This window comes from Phenylobacterium sp. (assembly GCF_035475775.1).
In the GTDB taxonomy this organism is placed as follows: Bacteria; Pseudomonadota; Alphaproteobacteria; order Caulobacterales; family Caulobacteraceae; genus Phenylobacterium.
The window spans coordinates 23,962-38,835 of sequence record NZ_DATIMC010000060.1 but is presented as its reverse complement, the minus strand read 5'-3'; the positions used below and the strand labels follow the sequence as shown (position 1 = coordinate 38,835).

The 14,874-nt window shown below is 70.1% G+C and carries 10 protein-coding genes; 1 reads left to right on the top strand and 9 read right to left on the bottom strand.

Features of this window, described 5'->3' with window-relative positions:
* Positions 1-6: 6 nt before the first annotated feature.
* The 6 genes from VLI41_RS07305 to VLI41_RS07280 all read right to left on the bottom strand — a co-directional run bounded on the left by VLI41_RS07305 (position 7) and on the right by VLI41_RS07280 (position 9,560).
* Positions 7-837: a thioesterase family protein gene (locus VLI41_RS07305; RefSeq protein WP_325267411.1), complete on the bottom strand. Its 831-nt coding sequence runs from the start codon at positions 835-837 to the stop codon at positions 7-9.
* A 1,282-nt stretch (positions 838-2,119) separates the two neighbouring features.
* Positions 2,120-3,157: a ribonucleotide-diphosphate reductase subunit beta gene (locus VLI41_RS07300; protein ID WP_325267410.1), complete on the bottom strand. Its 1,038-nt coding sequence runs from the start codon at positions 3,155-3,157 to the stop codon at positions 2,120-2,122.
* A gap of 261 nt (positions 3,158-3,418) precedes the next feature.
* Positions 3,419-4,105: a hypothetical protein gene (locus tag VLI41_RS07295; protein WP_325267409.1), complete on the bottom strand. Its 687-nt coding sequence runs from the start codon at positions 4,103-4,105 to the stop codon at positions 3,419-3,421.
* A gap of 163 nt (positions 4,106-4,268) precedes the next feature.
* Positions 4,269-6,128, bottom strand: coding sequence for a ribonucleoside-diphosphate reductase subunit alpha (locus VLI41_RS07290; RefSeq protein WP_325267408.1), 1,860 nt, complete (start codon positions 6,126-6,128; stop codon positions 4,269-4,271).
* Positions 6,129-6,379: 251 nt separating this feature from the next.
* Positions 6,380-8,167: an SLC13 family permease gene (locus VLI41_RS07285; protein WP_325267407.1), complete on the bottom strand. Its 1,788-nt coding sequence runs from the start codon at positions 8,165-8,167 to the stop codon at positions 6,380-6,382.
* A 184-nt stretch (positions 8,168-8,351) separates the two neighbouring features.
* Positions 8,352-9,560 (bottom strand): OmpA family protein, encoded by a 1,209-nt coding sequence (locus VLI41_RS07280; RefSeq protein ID WP_325267406.1) that lies wholly within the window; start codon positions 9,558-9,560, stop codon positions 8,352-8,354.
* A 627-nt stretch (positions 9,561-10,187) separates the two neighbouring features.
* Here VLI41_RS07280 and VLI41_RS07275 point away from each other — a divergent pair.
* Positions 10,188-10,619 carry a copper chaperone PCu(A)C gene (locus VLI41_RS07275; protein ID WP_325267405.1) on the top strand — a complete coding sequence of 144 codons (432 nt, stop codon included), beginning with the start codon at positions 10,188-10,190 and terminating at the stop codon, positions 10,617-10,619.
* A gap of 282 nt (positions 10,620-10,901) precedes the next feature.
* Here VLI41_RS07275 and hisG read toward each other — a convergent pair whose 3' ends face one another.
* The 3 genes from hisG to hisS are packed head-to-tail and all read right to left on the bottom strand — an operon-like array spanning position 10,902 to position 14,463.
* On the bottom strand, positions 10,902-11,855 hold the full coding sequence (gene hisG, locus VLI41_RS07270) for an ATP phosphoribosyltransferase (RefSeq protein WP_325267404.1): 954 nt from the start codon (positions 11,853-11,855) through the stop codon (positions 10,902-10,904).
* Entirely contained in the window at positions 11,852-12,988 is a 1,137-nt protein-coding gene (locus tag VLI41_RS07265; protein WP_325267403.1) for an ATP phosphoribosyltransferase regulatory subunit, read from the bottom strand. The genes hisG and VLI41_RS07265 overlap by 4 nt, the downstream gene beginning before the upstream one ends.
* A complete protein-coding gene (gene hisS, locus VLI41_RS07260; RefSeq protein ID WP_325267402.1) occupies positions 12,985-14,463 on the bottom strand; it encodes a histidine--tRNA ligase in 1,479 nt (492 codons plus the stop codon). The genes VLI41_RS07265 and hisS overlap by 4 nt, the downstream gene beginning before the upstream one ends.
* Positions 14,464-14,874 lie beyond the last annotated feature (411 nt).

Below are 14,874 nucleotides of genomic sequence, written 5' to 3'. Positions count from 1 at the left end.
GCTCCGCTACTCCGGCGCGTTCCTTCGCACCTCGCGGTACCAGACAAGCTGCTCGCTGGTGGCCAAGAGCTTGCCGTCGCGCCGCCAGTAGCTCGACCGCTCGTCCGAGGCGCCGCCGCCGCCCACCCGGCCCTCGCACTCCACCAGGATGAAGTCGTCGCCCACCGCGGCGATCTCCTCGGCGGTGGCGTGCAGGTAGGCGGTCAGCGTCAGGGTCGTGGTCATCGCGTTGCGGCCGAGCGCATACATCGCCCTGGGCGCCGAGTGGTCGGTCATCATGCCCAGCAGCGCCTTGTCGAGCGGCCCCCGCCGGGAGCGCGCCCAGGCCAGCGTGCGCGAATCCCCCGAGGGCGTCGGCGGGAAGGCGTCTCCCATGCGCCGCTCGAACGCCGAGGCGCCGAAGTGCAGCGCCGCCCCTTGCGGCGGCTCGGGCGCGGGCAGGCTCTCCGGATCGGGCGCGTCGGGCATCTGCGCGAAGGCGAAATCCGGCGTCCGCGGCCGCTTCGCCATCGTCACCATGCCATGCACGCCCACCTCGTCCGAGCCGGCCGGCAGCACCTCGACCTCCCAGACGCCCACCGAGCCGCCCTGCCGCAGCCGGCGCGTGCGGATGTCGAGCGGGCCGGCGGGCAGCGCCGCGGCATAGGTCAGCGTCAGCGACAGCGGCTCGCCCACCGCCTGCGGCTCGGCCTCGACCACCCGGATGCACAGCCCGATCGCATAGCCGCCCCACAGCCCGCCGCCCGGATTGCCCCACTCCGCCCCGGCCACGGTGGCCCAGCGGCCCGGACCCAGGCGCTCCAGCGGGATCGATACGGCGGTCTTCGTGGCGCTCATCGCCCCTCTCTACCCACCCGCCGCCGCGTCAGGGAAGCTCCGAGCTGTCCGTCCATGTCGCGTCCCCTCCTCCTCGATGGAGGTAGGGTCTCGAACGAAGACGGGTTATTCAGCGGGTCGCCGACCGGTTGGCCCCGATCCCAATCCGCCTCGGGTCTCATGGCGGCCTGCCGGCCTGCCCCTGTCACCCCTTCCCTCGATGGGGAGGGGCAGGGGTGGGGCGCGGCCGCGGCGCCGCAGCAAGCGCTCGAGTGGCGCCGACCCCTCACCAACGACAACGTCGCCGCAATGCGCTCACCCCATCCCAACCCTTCCCCATCGAGGGGAAGGGCTTCGCCGCAATCAATCCCACATGACCTCGGGTATCGCGGGGGGCCTCGCTGGTGCTTCGCCTCGCACTCGATCCCATGAGCGGTAGCGCCAAGGCTGCACCAATTCCAACGGCAGAACCTTAGGCACGAAGGCCGGTGCCCCCACTGCCTGAATCGCCTGGCATTGCTTGGCCAGCTGGTCTTTCGGTCCCTCTCGCTGTGGGATGAAGCACCAGGGCCTTACGGCCCAGGTGTCAGGTACGCGACCATCTCTGCGAAGAGCCGCTCTCACACCATCCCAATTGTCCCGCCAGGCCTTCAGCCGCCGAATCATGGAGCCAAGAGAAGCGCTGAAGCTGATCTCGCAGAGGAAGACGGTGCGAGCCCGGAAGTCGCAAGCGACTGCGTCGCAGAACCAGTGCTCGCCTGGTCCTGGATTGAGCGCATCAGATATCTGAATGCAGTACTCGGTGTTCACGAACATGGCACGATCGGCGCGCAAGTACTCGACCACCACGCCTTGGTAGTAATCCATTGCACCCTCCCCCCTACGATTAGCTTCGCGCGCGATCCCAATCCGCCTTGGGTCGCATGGCGGCCATCATGCCTGCCGGCCTGCCCATGTCACCCCTCCTCCTCGATGGAGGAGGGGCAGGGGTGGTGGTGGCGCCTCTGACCTGGGGCGAAGCTCGCGAGTGGGCGCCGGAGCCAATGAACGCCCTCCCGTCACCGCCCTGCTCACACCACCATCCCCGCCCTTCTCTATCGAGGAGGAAGGGTCGTGAACGAAGACGGCTTGTTCAGCGGGTCGCCGACCGGCTCGCCCCGAACCCGACCCGCCTTGGGTCTCATGGCGGCCTGCCGGTGCACAGCGAGCTTGGAATCCACCCCATCGGGAACGGCTACGACTTGCGGATCTGGGAATGACTCAGCTTGGATCCCGGCCTTCGCCGGGATGAGCGGGGGCGGGCTCACCCCGCCGCCGCGCCCTCCGCGCGCTTGGCCTGCACCCGATCGAACTCCGCCCACACACCCGCCTCGCCGTGCCACTGGCCGCGGGTCGCGGCCTTCGAGTACTCGGTCGCGCGGGCCTCGAAGAAGTTGGCGTGCTCGACGCCGGAGAGCATCGACTGCAGCCACGGCAGCGGGTTCTCGCGCCGGCCCCCATAGACCTCCGGCAGGTTGAGCTGGCGCAGGCGCCAGTCGGCGATGAAGCGGATGTAGGCCTTGATGTCGTCGGGCGTCATGCCCTGCACCTCGCCCGCCTCGAAGGCGAGGTCGATGAACTTGTCCTCCAGCCCGACCACCGTCTGGCAGCAGTCGACGATGTCGGCGGCGACCGCCTTGGTCACCGCGCCGGTCTCGGCCTGGAAGGCGTGGTAGAGCTTGATCATCCCCTCGCAGTGCAGGCTCTCGTCGCGCACGCTCCAGGAGATGATCTGGCCCATGCCCTTCATCTTGTTGTGGCGCGGGAAGTTCATCAGCATGGCGAAGCTGGCGAACAGCTGCAGCCCCTCGGTGAAGCCGCCGAACATGGCGAGCGTCCGGGCGATGTCGGCGTTCGTCTCGACCCCGAACTGCTGCATGTAGTCGTGCTTGTCGCGCATCGCCTGGTAGTCGAGGAAGGCGGTGAACTCCGCCTCCGGCATGCCGATGGTCTCCAGCAGCAGGGCGTAGGCGGCGATGTGGATGGTCTCCATGTTGGAGAACGCCGCCAGCATCATCTTCACTTCGGTGGGTTTGAAGACGCGGGCGTAGCGTTCCATGTAGTTGTCGTTCACCTCGACGTCCGACTGGGTGAAGAAGCGGAAGATCTGGCTGAGCAGGTTTCGCTCGCGGTCGTTCAGCTTGGCCGCCCAGTCCTTGCAGTCCTCGCCGAGCGGGATCTCCTCGGGGATCCAGTGCACCTGCTGCTGCTTCTTCCAGAACTCGTAGGCCCACGGGTAGCGGAACGGCTTGTAGGCGAAGGACGGAGTGAGCAGGCCGGGCAGGGGCTTCGACTGGGTCACGGGACTTGGCCTCGGATGAACGGACGGACGGGTTTCACGCTACCACCGCCGCCGACAACATCTAGCGCGAAGTGCGGCGCGCGCCCCAATATGTTGTGAACAAGCGCCGCTCCCCTGTCATGTATGGACGGCCGCAAGGCCGATCCGGGACCCATGTCGCCTGACCGCGGGGACTGGAGCTTGGCCTCGCCGCAGAGCTCGATCGTCTCCGTGCGGCGCACCCGCGAATCTTTTCTGCGCGCTTCCGCGTTTTCCGCGGTTCTATTTCCGCGGCCGGACGGAGAACGAAAACGCGACCATCGAATCGGCGTGCGGATCGACGCCCTGCAGCAGGTGCTCGCCCTTCACCTCGCGGTGCACGAAGCCGACCGAGGTCTGGATCGCGCCCTTGCGCCAGCCGACGCCCACCTGGGTGTCGCCGACCAGCTTGGAGGTGGGATCGGTCGACCAGCCGGCGCGGTTCCAGCCCGCCTCGCCGTGCAGCATGTTGAGCCCGACGGCCCGGCCGCTCGCCGCGGCGAAGATGTACCAGCGGCCCTGGTCGCCGAACTCGGCGCCGTCGCGCACGCCCAGCGCCTTCAGCCGCTCGGCGGCGAGATCGGCCCGGGAGAGCTGCACCGTCGCGCCGGCCTCGGCCGAGCCGGATCCGAACGAGTCGAACGCCAGGTCCGCGTGCGGCTCGACCTCGACGGCCACCCCGCCGGCGCCGAACGCGAACTTGCCGAGCGCGAGCCTCATGGTGTCCGCGGCCGGCTCGCCGATCGCCCAGCCGGCGTTACGGTCCAGCAGGCGGCCGATGGGGTCGCTGTCGGCGGGCGCGGAGCCGGGGGCGAAGGCGGCCTGGGCCAGCGCCTGGGCGGTGGGAAGCCGCGGCGAGCCTTGCGGCGCCGCCAGCGCCGGCCCCGCGGCGCAGCCCAAGGCGATGGCGAGAATAGACGCTCGCCGCATCAATTTATCTCCCAGCCCGGTCCTTGCGGCGCGGAACCCGCGCGACAAATCCACAACAAGCAAAGGCGCAATCGGCCAACTCGTTCCGCATCACTGCCAAGCTGACGGATCGGTCGCCTTGATCTGCCTCAAACTGGACCTTGCAAGACCTGGGCCAGCCCGCCTATTGGCAGGCGAGACACTCCTCGTAGTCGGTCTTTTCGCCGCTCTGGACCTCGAGCGCCGCCGTCGCCTCGCCCCCCGCGTGCGCCGCCCGCTGCACCGACTTGGACCGCAGGTAATAGAGCGACTTGCACCCCCGCTCCCAAGCCATCCAGTGAAGCATGTGCAGGTCCCATTTCTCAACGTTGCCCGGGATGAACAAGTTGATCGATTGGGACTGGCAGATGTCCGGCGTGCGGTCGGCCGCAAGCTCCACGACCCAACGCTGGTCAATCTCAAAGGCGGTCTTGTAGACGTCTTTCTCGTCCTGGCTCAAGAAGTCGAGGTGCTGCACCGAGCCCTCGTTCTGCAGGATCGAATCCCAGATGGCGGGCGTGTCCTGGCCCTTCGCCTGGAGCAGGCGCTCCAGGTAGGGGTTCTTCACCGCGAAGGAGCCCGAGAGGGTCTTGTGGGTGTAGATGTTGGCCGGGATCGGCTCGATGCCGGCGCTCGTCCCGCCGCAGATGATCGAGATCGAGGCGGTGGGGGCGATGGCGAGCTTGTGGGAGAAGCGCTCCATCACCCCGCGCTCGGCGGCGTCCGGGCAGGGGCCGCGCTCGGCCGCCAGCGTGCGCGAGGCGGCGTCGCACTGCCGGCGCAGGGTCTTGAACAGCCGCATGTTCCAGCTCTTCGCGAGCGCGCTCTCGAAGGGCACGTTCTGGCTCTGCAGGAAGGAGTGGAAGCCCATCAGGCCAAGCCCGACGGAACGCTCCCGCTGGGCGGCGTAGACGGCGTTCTTCATCTCCGGCGGCGCGCGCTGGATGAAGTCCTCGAGCACGTTGTCGAGGAAGCGCATGACGTCCTCGATGAAGCTCGGATGGTCGCGCCATTCGAGGAACTTCTCGGCGTTCACGGACGAGAGGCAGCAGACCGCCGTGCGCTCCTCGCCCAGGTGATCCTTGCCGGTGTGCAGCATGATCTCCGAGCAGAGGTTGGACTGGCGCACGCTGAGGCCGAGCTCGCGCTGGTGCTGCGGCATGGCGCGGTTCACGGTGTCGGCGAAGATCAGGTAGGGCTCGCCGGTCTGCAGGCGGATCTCGAGGATCTTCTGCCACAGCGAGCGGGCGTCGACCTCGCGGATCACCTCGCCGGTCTTCGGCGAGCGCAGGCCGAACAGGGCGCCCTCGCGGACCGCTTCCATGAACTCGTCGGTCACCGAGATCCCATGGTGCAGGTTCAGCGACTTGCGGTTGAAGTCGCCGGAGGGCTTGCGGATCTCCAGGAACTCCTCGATCTCCGGGTGGTGGACGTCGAGGTAGACGGCCGCGGAGCCGCGACGCAGCGAGCCCTGGCTGATCGCCAGCGTCAGCGAGTCCATCACCCGGATGAACGGGATGATGCCGCTGGTCTGGCCGGCGGCCTTGACCTTCTCGCCGATCGAGCGGACGCCGCCCCAGTAGGTGCCGATGCCGCCGCCGTTGGAGGCCAGCGCCACGTTCTCGTTCCAGACGCCGACGATGCCCTCGAGGTTGTCCGGCACGGCGTTCAGGAAGCAGGAGATCGGCAGGCCCCGCCCCGCGCCGCCGTTCGACAGCACCGGCGTGGCCGGCATGAACCACAGGTTGGAGATGTAGTCGTAGATGCGCTGGGCGTGCTCGGCGTCGTCGGCGAAGGCGGTGGCGACGCGGGCGAACATGTCCTGATAGGACTCGCCCGGCAGCAGGTAGCGATCTTCCAGCGTGGTCTTGCCGAAATCGGTGAGCAGCGCGTCGCGCGTGCGCTCGACCTCGACCTTCCGCACCAGCTGCAGCTGCGGCCGCTCGGCCCGCGCCTGGCCCCGCTGCGCCGCTTCGGCAATCCCAACCTTCGCCGCTTCACTCATTGTCCCAAACCCTACTCTGCAGGCGGTGGCTCTCCCAGCTCCAACCTGCTAGCCCCAATATGTTGTGGGCCAGGAGCCCAGACAACCCACATATGGGGACACAGTGCCTAAGGAGTCGTCAATGAGGCGGGTCCATCCGCCCCCAGGTTTTTTCGTAAACGAGACGTTAACGGCGCCCCTCGCGCCTCCGCAGGCCAGGGCTCAGGGCGGCTGCCGGATCGCCCTGGATCACGCGACTGTGAACGGGGCCGTCACCCCCTGAGCGGCCAGACCGCCGCAATCAGCAAGGTGCCCGCAACCAGCACGAGGATGCTCAGGGGGGCGCCCAACCTGGGATAGTCGGAGAACCGGTAGCCGCCCGGCGCCATGACCAGGGTGTTGCACTGGTGGCCGATGGGCGTGAGGAAGTCGCAGGCGGCGCCGACCGCGACCGCCATCAGGAACGGATCGGGGTTGAGCCCCTGCCGCAGGGCGAACCCCGCGGCGATCGGCGCAAACACCAGCACCGTCGGGGCGTTGTGCATGAAGGGCGCGCTGATCATCGCCAGGAGCATGAGCGCGCCGAGGCCCACCAGCGGCGGAGCGGCCCCCATGATCTGCGAAAGCCAGCCCGCGGCGAGATCGGCCCCGCCGGTCGCGTGAATCGCTTCGCCCACCGGGATCAGCGCGGCGATCAGCACCAGCACCGGTCCGTCGAGCGCTGCGTAGGCCTCGCGCACCCGCAGGCCGCCGAAGGCCAGCATGGCGACCGCGGCCGCGAAGAAGGCGATCGCCACCGGCGCAAGATGGAAGGCGATGGCGAGCATGGCGAGGGCCAGGATGGCGGCTGGCGCGAGCCCGCGGCGCAATCCCCCGAGCCGGACGTTGCGCTCGGCGAGCGGCAGGACGCCAAGACCCTCCAGGGCGCCCGGCAGGTTCCGCTCTCCGCCCTGCAGGATGACGATGTCGCCCACCCGAAGCCTGACGCTGCGGAGGGTCTGGTTGAGTCTCAGGCGATAGCCGCTGCGGCTCACCGCCAGCAGATTCACGCCATACTGGCCATGGAGGTCGAGCTTGGCGGCGGACATTCCGGCCAGGATCGAGTCCGGCTCGATGACGCCTTCAACGACCCGCACCTCCTCGGTGGGCTGCTCCATCAGCACCGGCCGATCCGAGCGAGTGAGCTTCAGCTTGGCGCGCGAGATGATCGCATCGAGCGCTTGCTGCTCGCCTTCCAGGAGCAGGACATCGCCGGGCTGCAGGTTGGTGTTGGCGTGGGGCGCGCTCCGGCGGCTGCCCCCCCGCAGCAGGGCCATGACCGAGACCCGGCCCTCGGCCAGGTGCTGCAGGTCGGCGATGCGGCGCTTGTCCGCCGCCCAGTCCTCCGGAACCTCCACCTCGGTGACATAGGGCTTGGCCTCGAGCACCGCGTCCATGGTCCTCGCGCCCGTCCGGGCGAGCGGCAGGAGCCGGTAGGCGAACACGAGGAAGACCACGCCCATGGCGGCGAGACCCAATCCGACGGGGGCGAAGTCGTACATGCCGAACGGCTTGCCGAAGAGCTCCTGGCGCACCTGCGAGACGATGATGTTGGGCGAGGTGCCCACCAGTGTCACCAGGCCGCCCAGCAGCGAGCCGAAGGACATCGGCATCAACAGCCGCGAGACCGGCGTGCCGGTCCGCCGGGCGGTCTGGATGGCGATCGGCATCAGGATCGCCAGCGCGCCTACGTTCTTGGTGGCCATGGACAGCAGGGTCACCGCGGTGACGAACACGGGCGCCTGGCTGCGCGCGCTCTTCAGCCTGGGCGTGATCGGCCGCAGCAGGGCTTCGACCAGACCCGACTTGGCGAACCCGGCGCTGACCACCAGCGCGCAGGCGATGATCACCACGACATCGTTGGAGAAGCCCGCGAAGGCGTTGGCGGGCTTGACGAGCCCGAGCATGACGGAGGCGAACAGCGCGAGCAGCGAAATGAGGTCGTAGCGGAAGCGACCCCAGACGAAGCACGCGATGGTGACGAAGACCAAGCCGAAGGCGAGGGCCTGGTGGATGGTCATGCGCTCTCCCCGGGCGCCGGATCACGGCGGACCGAGGCAGGGAACGCAAAGCTCGGCCGATGGCTGCCTGGGTTCGTCCCGCGGTTACGGCCCAGCAGCCCTCGACGGAGCTCCCATAGCAAAGGAGCCCGGCCGTCGGCCGGGCTCCCGTTAGCTTCCGAAGAAGCCGTTCGAAGGATCGAGATCAGAAGTTGATGTCGATCGTCGAGCGGCGGTTCAGCGGCTCCTTCACACCATCGGGCGTCTGGACCGCCAGGTCCTTCTCGCCCTTCCAGTCGACCGCGAGGGTGGACTGGTTGACGCCCAGGCCCACCAGCGCATCGGCCACCGCTTTCGCACGGCGTTCCGACAGACGCAGGTTGTAGGCGTCCGAGCCGGAGGTGTCGGTGTGGCCGACCACCACCACCTTGGTCGCGTGACCTTGGCTGGCGTAGTTGGCGGCTTCCTGCACCACCTGCTGCGCTTCCGGCGTCAGGATGTACTGATCGAACGGGAAGTAGACGATGAACTGCTTCGCCTCGAAGGCCGGCGGCGGAGGCGGCGGCGGCGGAGGCGGAGGCGGAGGAGGCGGAGGCGGAGGCGGCGGCGGGGGCGGCGGGGGCGGCGGAGGCGCTGCAAACGAATAGCGCAGTCCCAGCGTCACCGAGTCGTCCTTGTACTTGCCCGAGAAGCTGCCGGGCTGCAGCGCAGCCGTGCCTGCCGAAGCGAACGTCATGTCCGACCCGCTCAGATACCGATAGGTCAGGTCGACGTTCAGGCGATCCGTCGCCCGCCAGGCCACGCCAGCCAGCAACTGCCAGGCGAAGGCGGTGTCGTCGTCGCCGATATGCAGGTTCTGGAGCGCGGGGTTGGCTCCGCCGGTCGGCGTGCCGGTGATGACGCCCGTGACGTTCGAGAACTGGCCGTCGACGTGCATCGAGAGGTGGTTCACGCCGACGCCGGCGCCGATGAACGGATCCAGGCTGGAACTGGGCAGGATGTCGTAGATGACATTGCCCATGACCGTCCACGACTGCATGTCGCCGTCGGGCGATCCGCAACGCGGAGCGGCGGCCGTGCGGGTCACGCCAGGGGTGCAGAGGCCCAGGACAGCCTGGTTCGTGCCGCCGCGGACGGACTCGACCTCGCCGGGCCGGTAGCCCACCTCGAGCTCGACCCGCCAGTGGTCGCTGACCTGGTAACCGACCCGGGCGAACCCGGCCCAGTCGTTCTTCTGGTCGAAGTTCCAGATGAAGGGGATGCCGTTGGCAGCGTTGTTGCTCGACGTTCCCTTCCAGGTTTCCGGCCAGTGGTAGCCGAGATCGGCGGCGCCGTACCAGCCGACTTGCGCGGCAGCGCTGGAGGCGGTGAAAACCGCGACCAAGGCGGCTCCCGCCAGGAGTTTGAACTTCATTCTCAGAGCCCTCTCGTTGCCCTCACTGCTGCGGCCATTTGACCCAGCACGGTTTATATCAAGGCCCGCTGGTTACGTAAGTGTCGCTGAAGCCACACTCGGACCGCAATCTCCGGACCCCGACCAACCCAAACCAGGACGCTATACAACCTCTACCATTGCAAGCAACGCGGACACGAAGAGCTGAGCCCTCCATCCACCGGTTTCGATGGTCCTGGCGTCCGTCGAAGCCTGTGGGTTGCAGATCGCTGTCCAGATCGTCACCTCCGCGCCGAGCCGGCTGATCCTGCCAGATGAATCGCGAAGTCATTGTTAATGTTTTGGAAGCCGGCGAAACGCCGCGCGACCGACGCGCAGGCGCGGAGATGACCTCCGCGCCAAGCCTTCCGTTCGCGCTGCAACGCAACAGGCCCATACGCCCCATTCGATCCCGCGCCGCCCCTGCAGCGATGGCCCTTCAACGCGCCAAGGCCGCGCTTGGTTCCTCCGCCGCCTGATTCGGCACATGGCCCAGTCACGCCATTATTCCGGCGCCCCCTCGCCCTAGGGAGGGCGAAGCCGCGCAGCCCCCGGAGAGCCGCCGCCATGTTCGGAATTTTTCGCCCTCGCCTCGCCGGACTCGCGGCCTTGGGGCTGGCCCTCGCCGGCCCAGCATCGGCCGCCGAAGCCCGAGCCGCCCAGGTCGAGGTCCGGGACGCCTGGAGCCGGCCGGCCGCCGCCGGGGCCACCGGCGCGGGATACCTGACGCTGGTGAACCATGGCCGCATGGCCGACGCCCTGATCGGCGCCGCGACGCCGGCGGCGCGGCGGGTGGAGATCCATCGCACGCGGATGGCCGGCGGCGTGATGTCCATGGCGCGCGTGTCCCGTGTCGCGATTCCGGCCGGAGCGAGCGTCACGCTCGCGCCCGGCGGCACGCACCTCATGCTGATCGGACTGGCCAGGGCCCAGCGGCCCGGCGAAGAGATCCCCGCCGTCCTGAGCTTTGCGAGCGGCGCCCGCGTGCGGACGCGGCTCGCCGTGAGGATCGAGCCGCCGAAGACCGCGATGGCCCACTGACGAGGATTTCGGCGTCACCGCCAAAGACGCCGGCAGGCAAAAATATGGCCCGCTGCGGGGGATAATCGCAGCGGGCCGCTTCTTGAGCAGTCGCTCTGATGAGCGGGCGTTTCCTCCCCGAAACGCCGGAGACCTCAGGACTTGCGCCTTCATGTCTCTCGCGAAACGGAAGGAACGGCAATTTTCTGCCCGAGTCAACGGACGCCGGGCGAGTTCCCGGCAAGGCCTGATCAGAATTTCGCGAGGCCCTAAAAAATCTACGCCGCCGTTCTGGCGACGGCGTCAGGCCACGCGCGCCTTCAAAGCCTGGAAAGCGGCGCAATCGACGTCGAAGACGAAATCCGGCCGCGCCGCGGTGACCGGACCGAGCCCGGCCTCGGTCAGCCTCCGGGCGGCCTCGGCGAGATGAGCGGCGTCGACCAGGAGTCCGTTCGGCCGCCGTGCGGCGCCCTCGGCGACGAGCTTCGCCACGACCCGCGCCTCCGCCGCGCTCGCCGACTGCGCCCAGATAAGCGTCGCGCGGGCCCGCGCTGCGGCGCGACCCTCGACGATGCGCAGCAGGCGCTCGGCGGTGGCGAGGCTCGCGGCGCCCCAGCGCGCGCGAAGGCTGGCGGCGAGCTGCGCCTGGCTCCGCAGGATCAGCCCGTCGGCGAGCCTCTTCAGGCCATTGGCCGCGAGCGTCGCCCCGCTGGTGGTGATGTCGACGACGAGCTCGGCCGCGCCGGCGGCGGGGGCGCCTTCGGTCGCGCCGCCGGACTCCACGATGCGGTAGTCGGCGACGCCGTGGCGCGCGAAGAAGGCGCGTGTCTGGGCGAGATACTTGGTGGCGACACGCAGCCGCCCGCCGGTGCGGGCGAGGTGGTCGTGCGCCACCTCCTCCAGATCGGCCATGGTCTCGACGTCGAGCCAGCTCTTCGGCCCGGCGACCACCAGGTCGGCGCGGCCGAATCCCAGCGCGCGGAGCAGCAGGACGCGACTGTCGAGGCTCTCGTTGCGCTCGCGCAGCAGATCCTCGCCGGTGACTCCGATGTGGACGTCGCCGGTGTCGAGCGCCTCGGCGATCTCGCCCGCCGAGACCAGCCGCACCTGGGCGCCCGGCAGCCCTGAGAGGCTTGCGAGATAGCCCCGCGCGCCGCCCGCCGTCTGCAGCTCCAGCCCGCAGTCGGAGAGCCAAGCCTCCACCTGCTCCTTCAGCCGGCCTTTGGACGGGACGGCGATGACCAGCGGCTGGCTCACGCCTCGCCCCCCGCCCAGGCGCGCCAGGGCCGCACCACGCAGCCCACGGCCGCCGAGCCGGGCGCAGCGCCGAGACGGCTCAGGAGGGCGTCGTAACGACCTCCGACGGCGATCGGCCGATCCTCGCCGAGCACGGCGCTGCGCACCTCGAAGGTGAGCCCGTCGTAGTAGTCGAAGGCGTGGCCCAGCGCGGGAGCGAAGCGCACGTGGTCCGCAGGCGCGATCTCCGCGAGGCTGTCGAGCCGCGCCCGCCAGGTCTCCAGCGCCGCTTCGAGCGGCCCCGTCTTGCGTCCCGCAAGCGCGCGAACCTTGGCCAGGGCTTCATCCGGCATGTCCGAGATGGCCATGAAGGCCGAGAGCGCGGCCGCCTGATCGGGCTTGGGCGCCGGCGCGCGCGCGGCCTCGGCCTTGCGCACCAGGCGGGCGGCGACCTCGGCGGGGCCGCGCCCGCCAACCGGTTCGATGCCGGCGAGGCTCCAGACCTCCTCCAGCAAGGCGGCGGCCTGGGCCTGTGGGAGGCCGGCGAGGCGGGCGGCGAGCGCGCTTTCCGGCCCGGGCGGCTCAGGCTCGCGGCCGGCGCGGGCCAGCTCGGCGGCCAGCAGGCGCGGCCGGCCCGCAACGCGCTTGAGCCGGCCCGCCAGAGCGCCCGACATGCCGAGCGAATCGATGAACGGCGCGAGGAGGCCGACGTCGCCGAGCCAGAGCGTCAGGTCCTTGCGGCCTCCGGCGCGCGCGGCCTGCCAGGCGAGGCGGGCGATCTCGGCGTCGGCGCGGGCGGGCGAGGGTTCGGCCGGGGCGAACACCTCGACGCCCATCTGCAGGAATTCCTCTGGCCGATCGGACCCGGGCGCGGCGCGGAAGGCGGGGCCCTCGTAGCAGTATCGGCCGGCCGCGGCCTCGCGCGCGATGTGCTGGCGCGCCACGGCGACGGTGAAATCCGGCCTCAGGCACATCTCGGCGCCGCCTTCGGCGTGGACCACGAACAGGCGCGCGCGCATGGCCTCGCCCGCAAGATCGAGCAGCAGGCCGAGCGGCTGCAGCAGCGGCGCGTCCACGGGCTCGGCGCCGGCGGCAAGCAGAGCCGCGCGGATCGCGGCCCTGGCCTCGGCGGGGACGGCGGGCTCGATCCTCACGCGCGCGCCTCCAGGATCTTGCGGATCGCCCCCACCAGCGCGGCGCGCGGCACGGTGAGCTGGCCCGGCCGCTCGGCGCGCCAGGCGGCGTTGTCGGCGACGCCGGCCGAGAGCGAGCGTCCGAGGTCGAGGTCCTTCACCGTCGCGGTCCCGGCGGCGAACTCGTCCTCGCCGATGATCACCGCGGCGGGCGCGAGCCGCCGGTCGGCGTACTTCATCTGCGCCTTCATGCCGGAGCTGCCGAGATAGACCTCGGCGGCGATCCCGGCGGCGCGCAGTTCGGCCGCGACGGCGAAGTAGTCGGCCATGCGGCGCTGGTCGAACGCGATCACCACCACGGGCCCGCGGACCTCGCCGGCCGGGTCGCGCCCGGCGGCCCGGAGCGCGGCGGCCAGCCGCGAGACCCCGAAGGAGAAGCCGGTGGCGGGCGTGCGCTCGCCGGTGAACCGGGCCACGAGGTCGTCGTAGCGGCCGCCGCCGCCCACCGAGCCGAAGCGCACCGCCTGGCCGCGCTCGTCCTTGGTCTCGAGCAGGAGCTCGGCCTCGAAGACGGCGCCGGTGTAGTACTCCAGCCCACGCACGACCGATGGATCGAAGACGGCGCGGTCGGGTCCGAGGCCGAGGCTCGTGAGCGCCGCCTCGATGGCCGCCAGCTCGGCTAGGCCCTCGTCGCCCTCCGCCGAGCCGCCGATCACGTTTGCGAGGCGGTCCAGGGTCTCCCCGCGCCCGGCGCCGGCGCGAGTGAAGGCGAGCACCCGCTCGGCCGCATCGGCGGTGAGGCCCGCGCCCTTGGTGAAGGCGCCGGATTCGTCGAGGCGGCCCTCGCCGAGCAGCCGGCGCACGCCGCCCTCGCCCAGCCGATCGAGCTTGTCGACGGCGCGCAGCACCGCCAGCTTCTGACCCTCCTCGACGACGCCCGCCGCGGTCATCAGGCCGTTGAGCAGCTTGCGGCTGTTGATCTTCAGGATCGCCGCGCCTTCCGGGGCGCCGGCCGCGACCAGGCCCTCGGCGGCCATGGCGATGATCTCCGCGTCGGCCTCGGGCCGGGCGGAGCCCACGGTGTCGGCGTCGCACTGCACGAACTCGCGATAGCGGCCGGGGCCCGGCTTCTCGTCGCGCCACACCAGGCCAAAGGCGTAGCGGCGGAACGGCTTCGGCAGCGTCGTCCAGTTCTGCGCCGCGAAGCGGGCGAGCGGCGCGGTCAGGTCGTAGCGCAGCGCCAGCCACTGCCCAGAATCGATATCCGGGTCGTCCTGCAGGGCGAACACGCCCTCGTTCGGCCGGTCGGCGTCGGGCAGGAACTTGCCGAGCGCATCGGCGTATTCGAAGGCCGGGGTCTCCAGCAGCTCGAAGCCGTAGCGCTCGTAGACCGCCGAGACCGACGCCAGGATCGCGCGCTCGGCCGCGAGGTCGCGGGCGCGGCGGTCGACGAAGCCGCGGGGGTTGCGGGCTTCCGGGCGTGAGGCGTCGGTCATGCCTGCGCGCTTAGCGGTTGCCGCGCCGGCGCTCAAGGAAGGGTTCTGAGAAGGAAGGTCGTCCATGCGTCGGATCCTGCTGGAGGCGGTCGCGACGGACGGAGCTGTGTGGGAGCCCCGGCCGCGTCGGCGGGGCTCGGGCGGCGGCGCTTAGGGCAAGCGGTCCTGTCCCGATCCCGCGAGGGTCGGATGGTGGGGCCGGCGATGCTGCGCGTTGCCGCTCATGGGGCGGCGCATATAGCGGAGAAAGCTGAAGAAAGCGAATCCGGCTCAGCCGGAGGGACGCGGCGGCGCCGCGTCGAACTCCGCTTCCCGCTCACCCCCGCGGAGGCGGGGGTCCATGCTGAGACGGCATCGAGCTCAGCCTGTGCGGTCGAGGCTCAGCTTGGGTCCCCGCCTCCGCGGGGACGA

What these genes read in the sequence shown, in the direction of transcription:
- VLI41_RS07285 (WP_325267407.1), bottom strand. Translation starts at nt 8,167, where the DNA reads ATGACCATCCACCAGGCCCTCGCCTTCGGCTTGGTCTTCGTCACCATC.
- VLI41_RS07295 (WP_325267409.1), bottom strand. Translation starts at nt 4,105, where the DNA reads ATGCGGCGAGCGTCTATTCTCGCCATCGCCTTGGGCTGCGCCGCGGGG.
- VLI41_RS07305 (WP_325267411.1), bottom strand. Translation starts at nt 837, where the DNA reads ATGAGCGCCACGAAGACCGCCGTATCGATCCCGCTGGAGCGCCTGGGT.
- VLI41_RS07290 (WP_325267408.1), bottom strand. Translation starts at nt 6,128, where the DNA reads ATGAGTGAAGCGGCGAAGGTTGGGATTGCCGAAGCGGCGCAGCGGGGC.
- VLI41_RS07280 (WP_325267406.1), bottom strand. Translation starts at nt 9,560, where the DNA reads ATGAAGTTCAAACTCCTGGCGGGAGCCGCCTTGGTCGCGGTTTTCACC.
- hisS (WP_325267402.1), bottom strand. Translation starts at nt 14,463, where the DNA reads ATGACCGACGCCTCACGCCCGGAAGCCCGCAACCCCCGCGGCTTCGTC.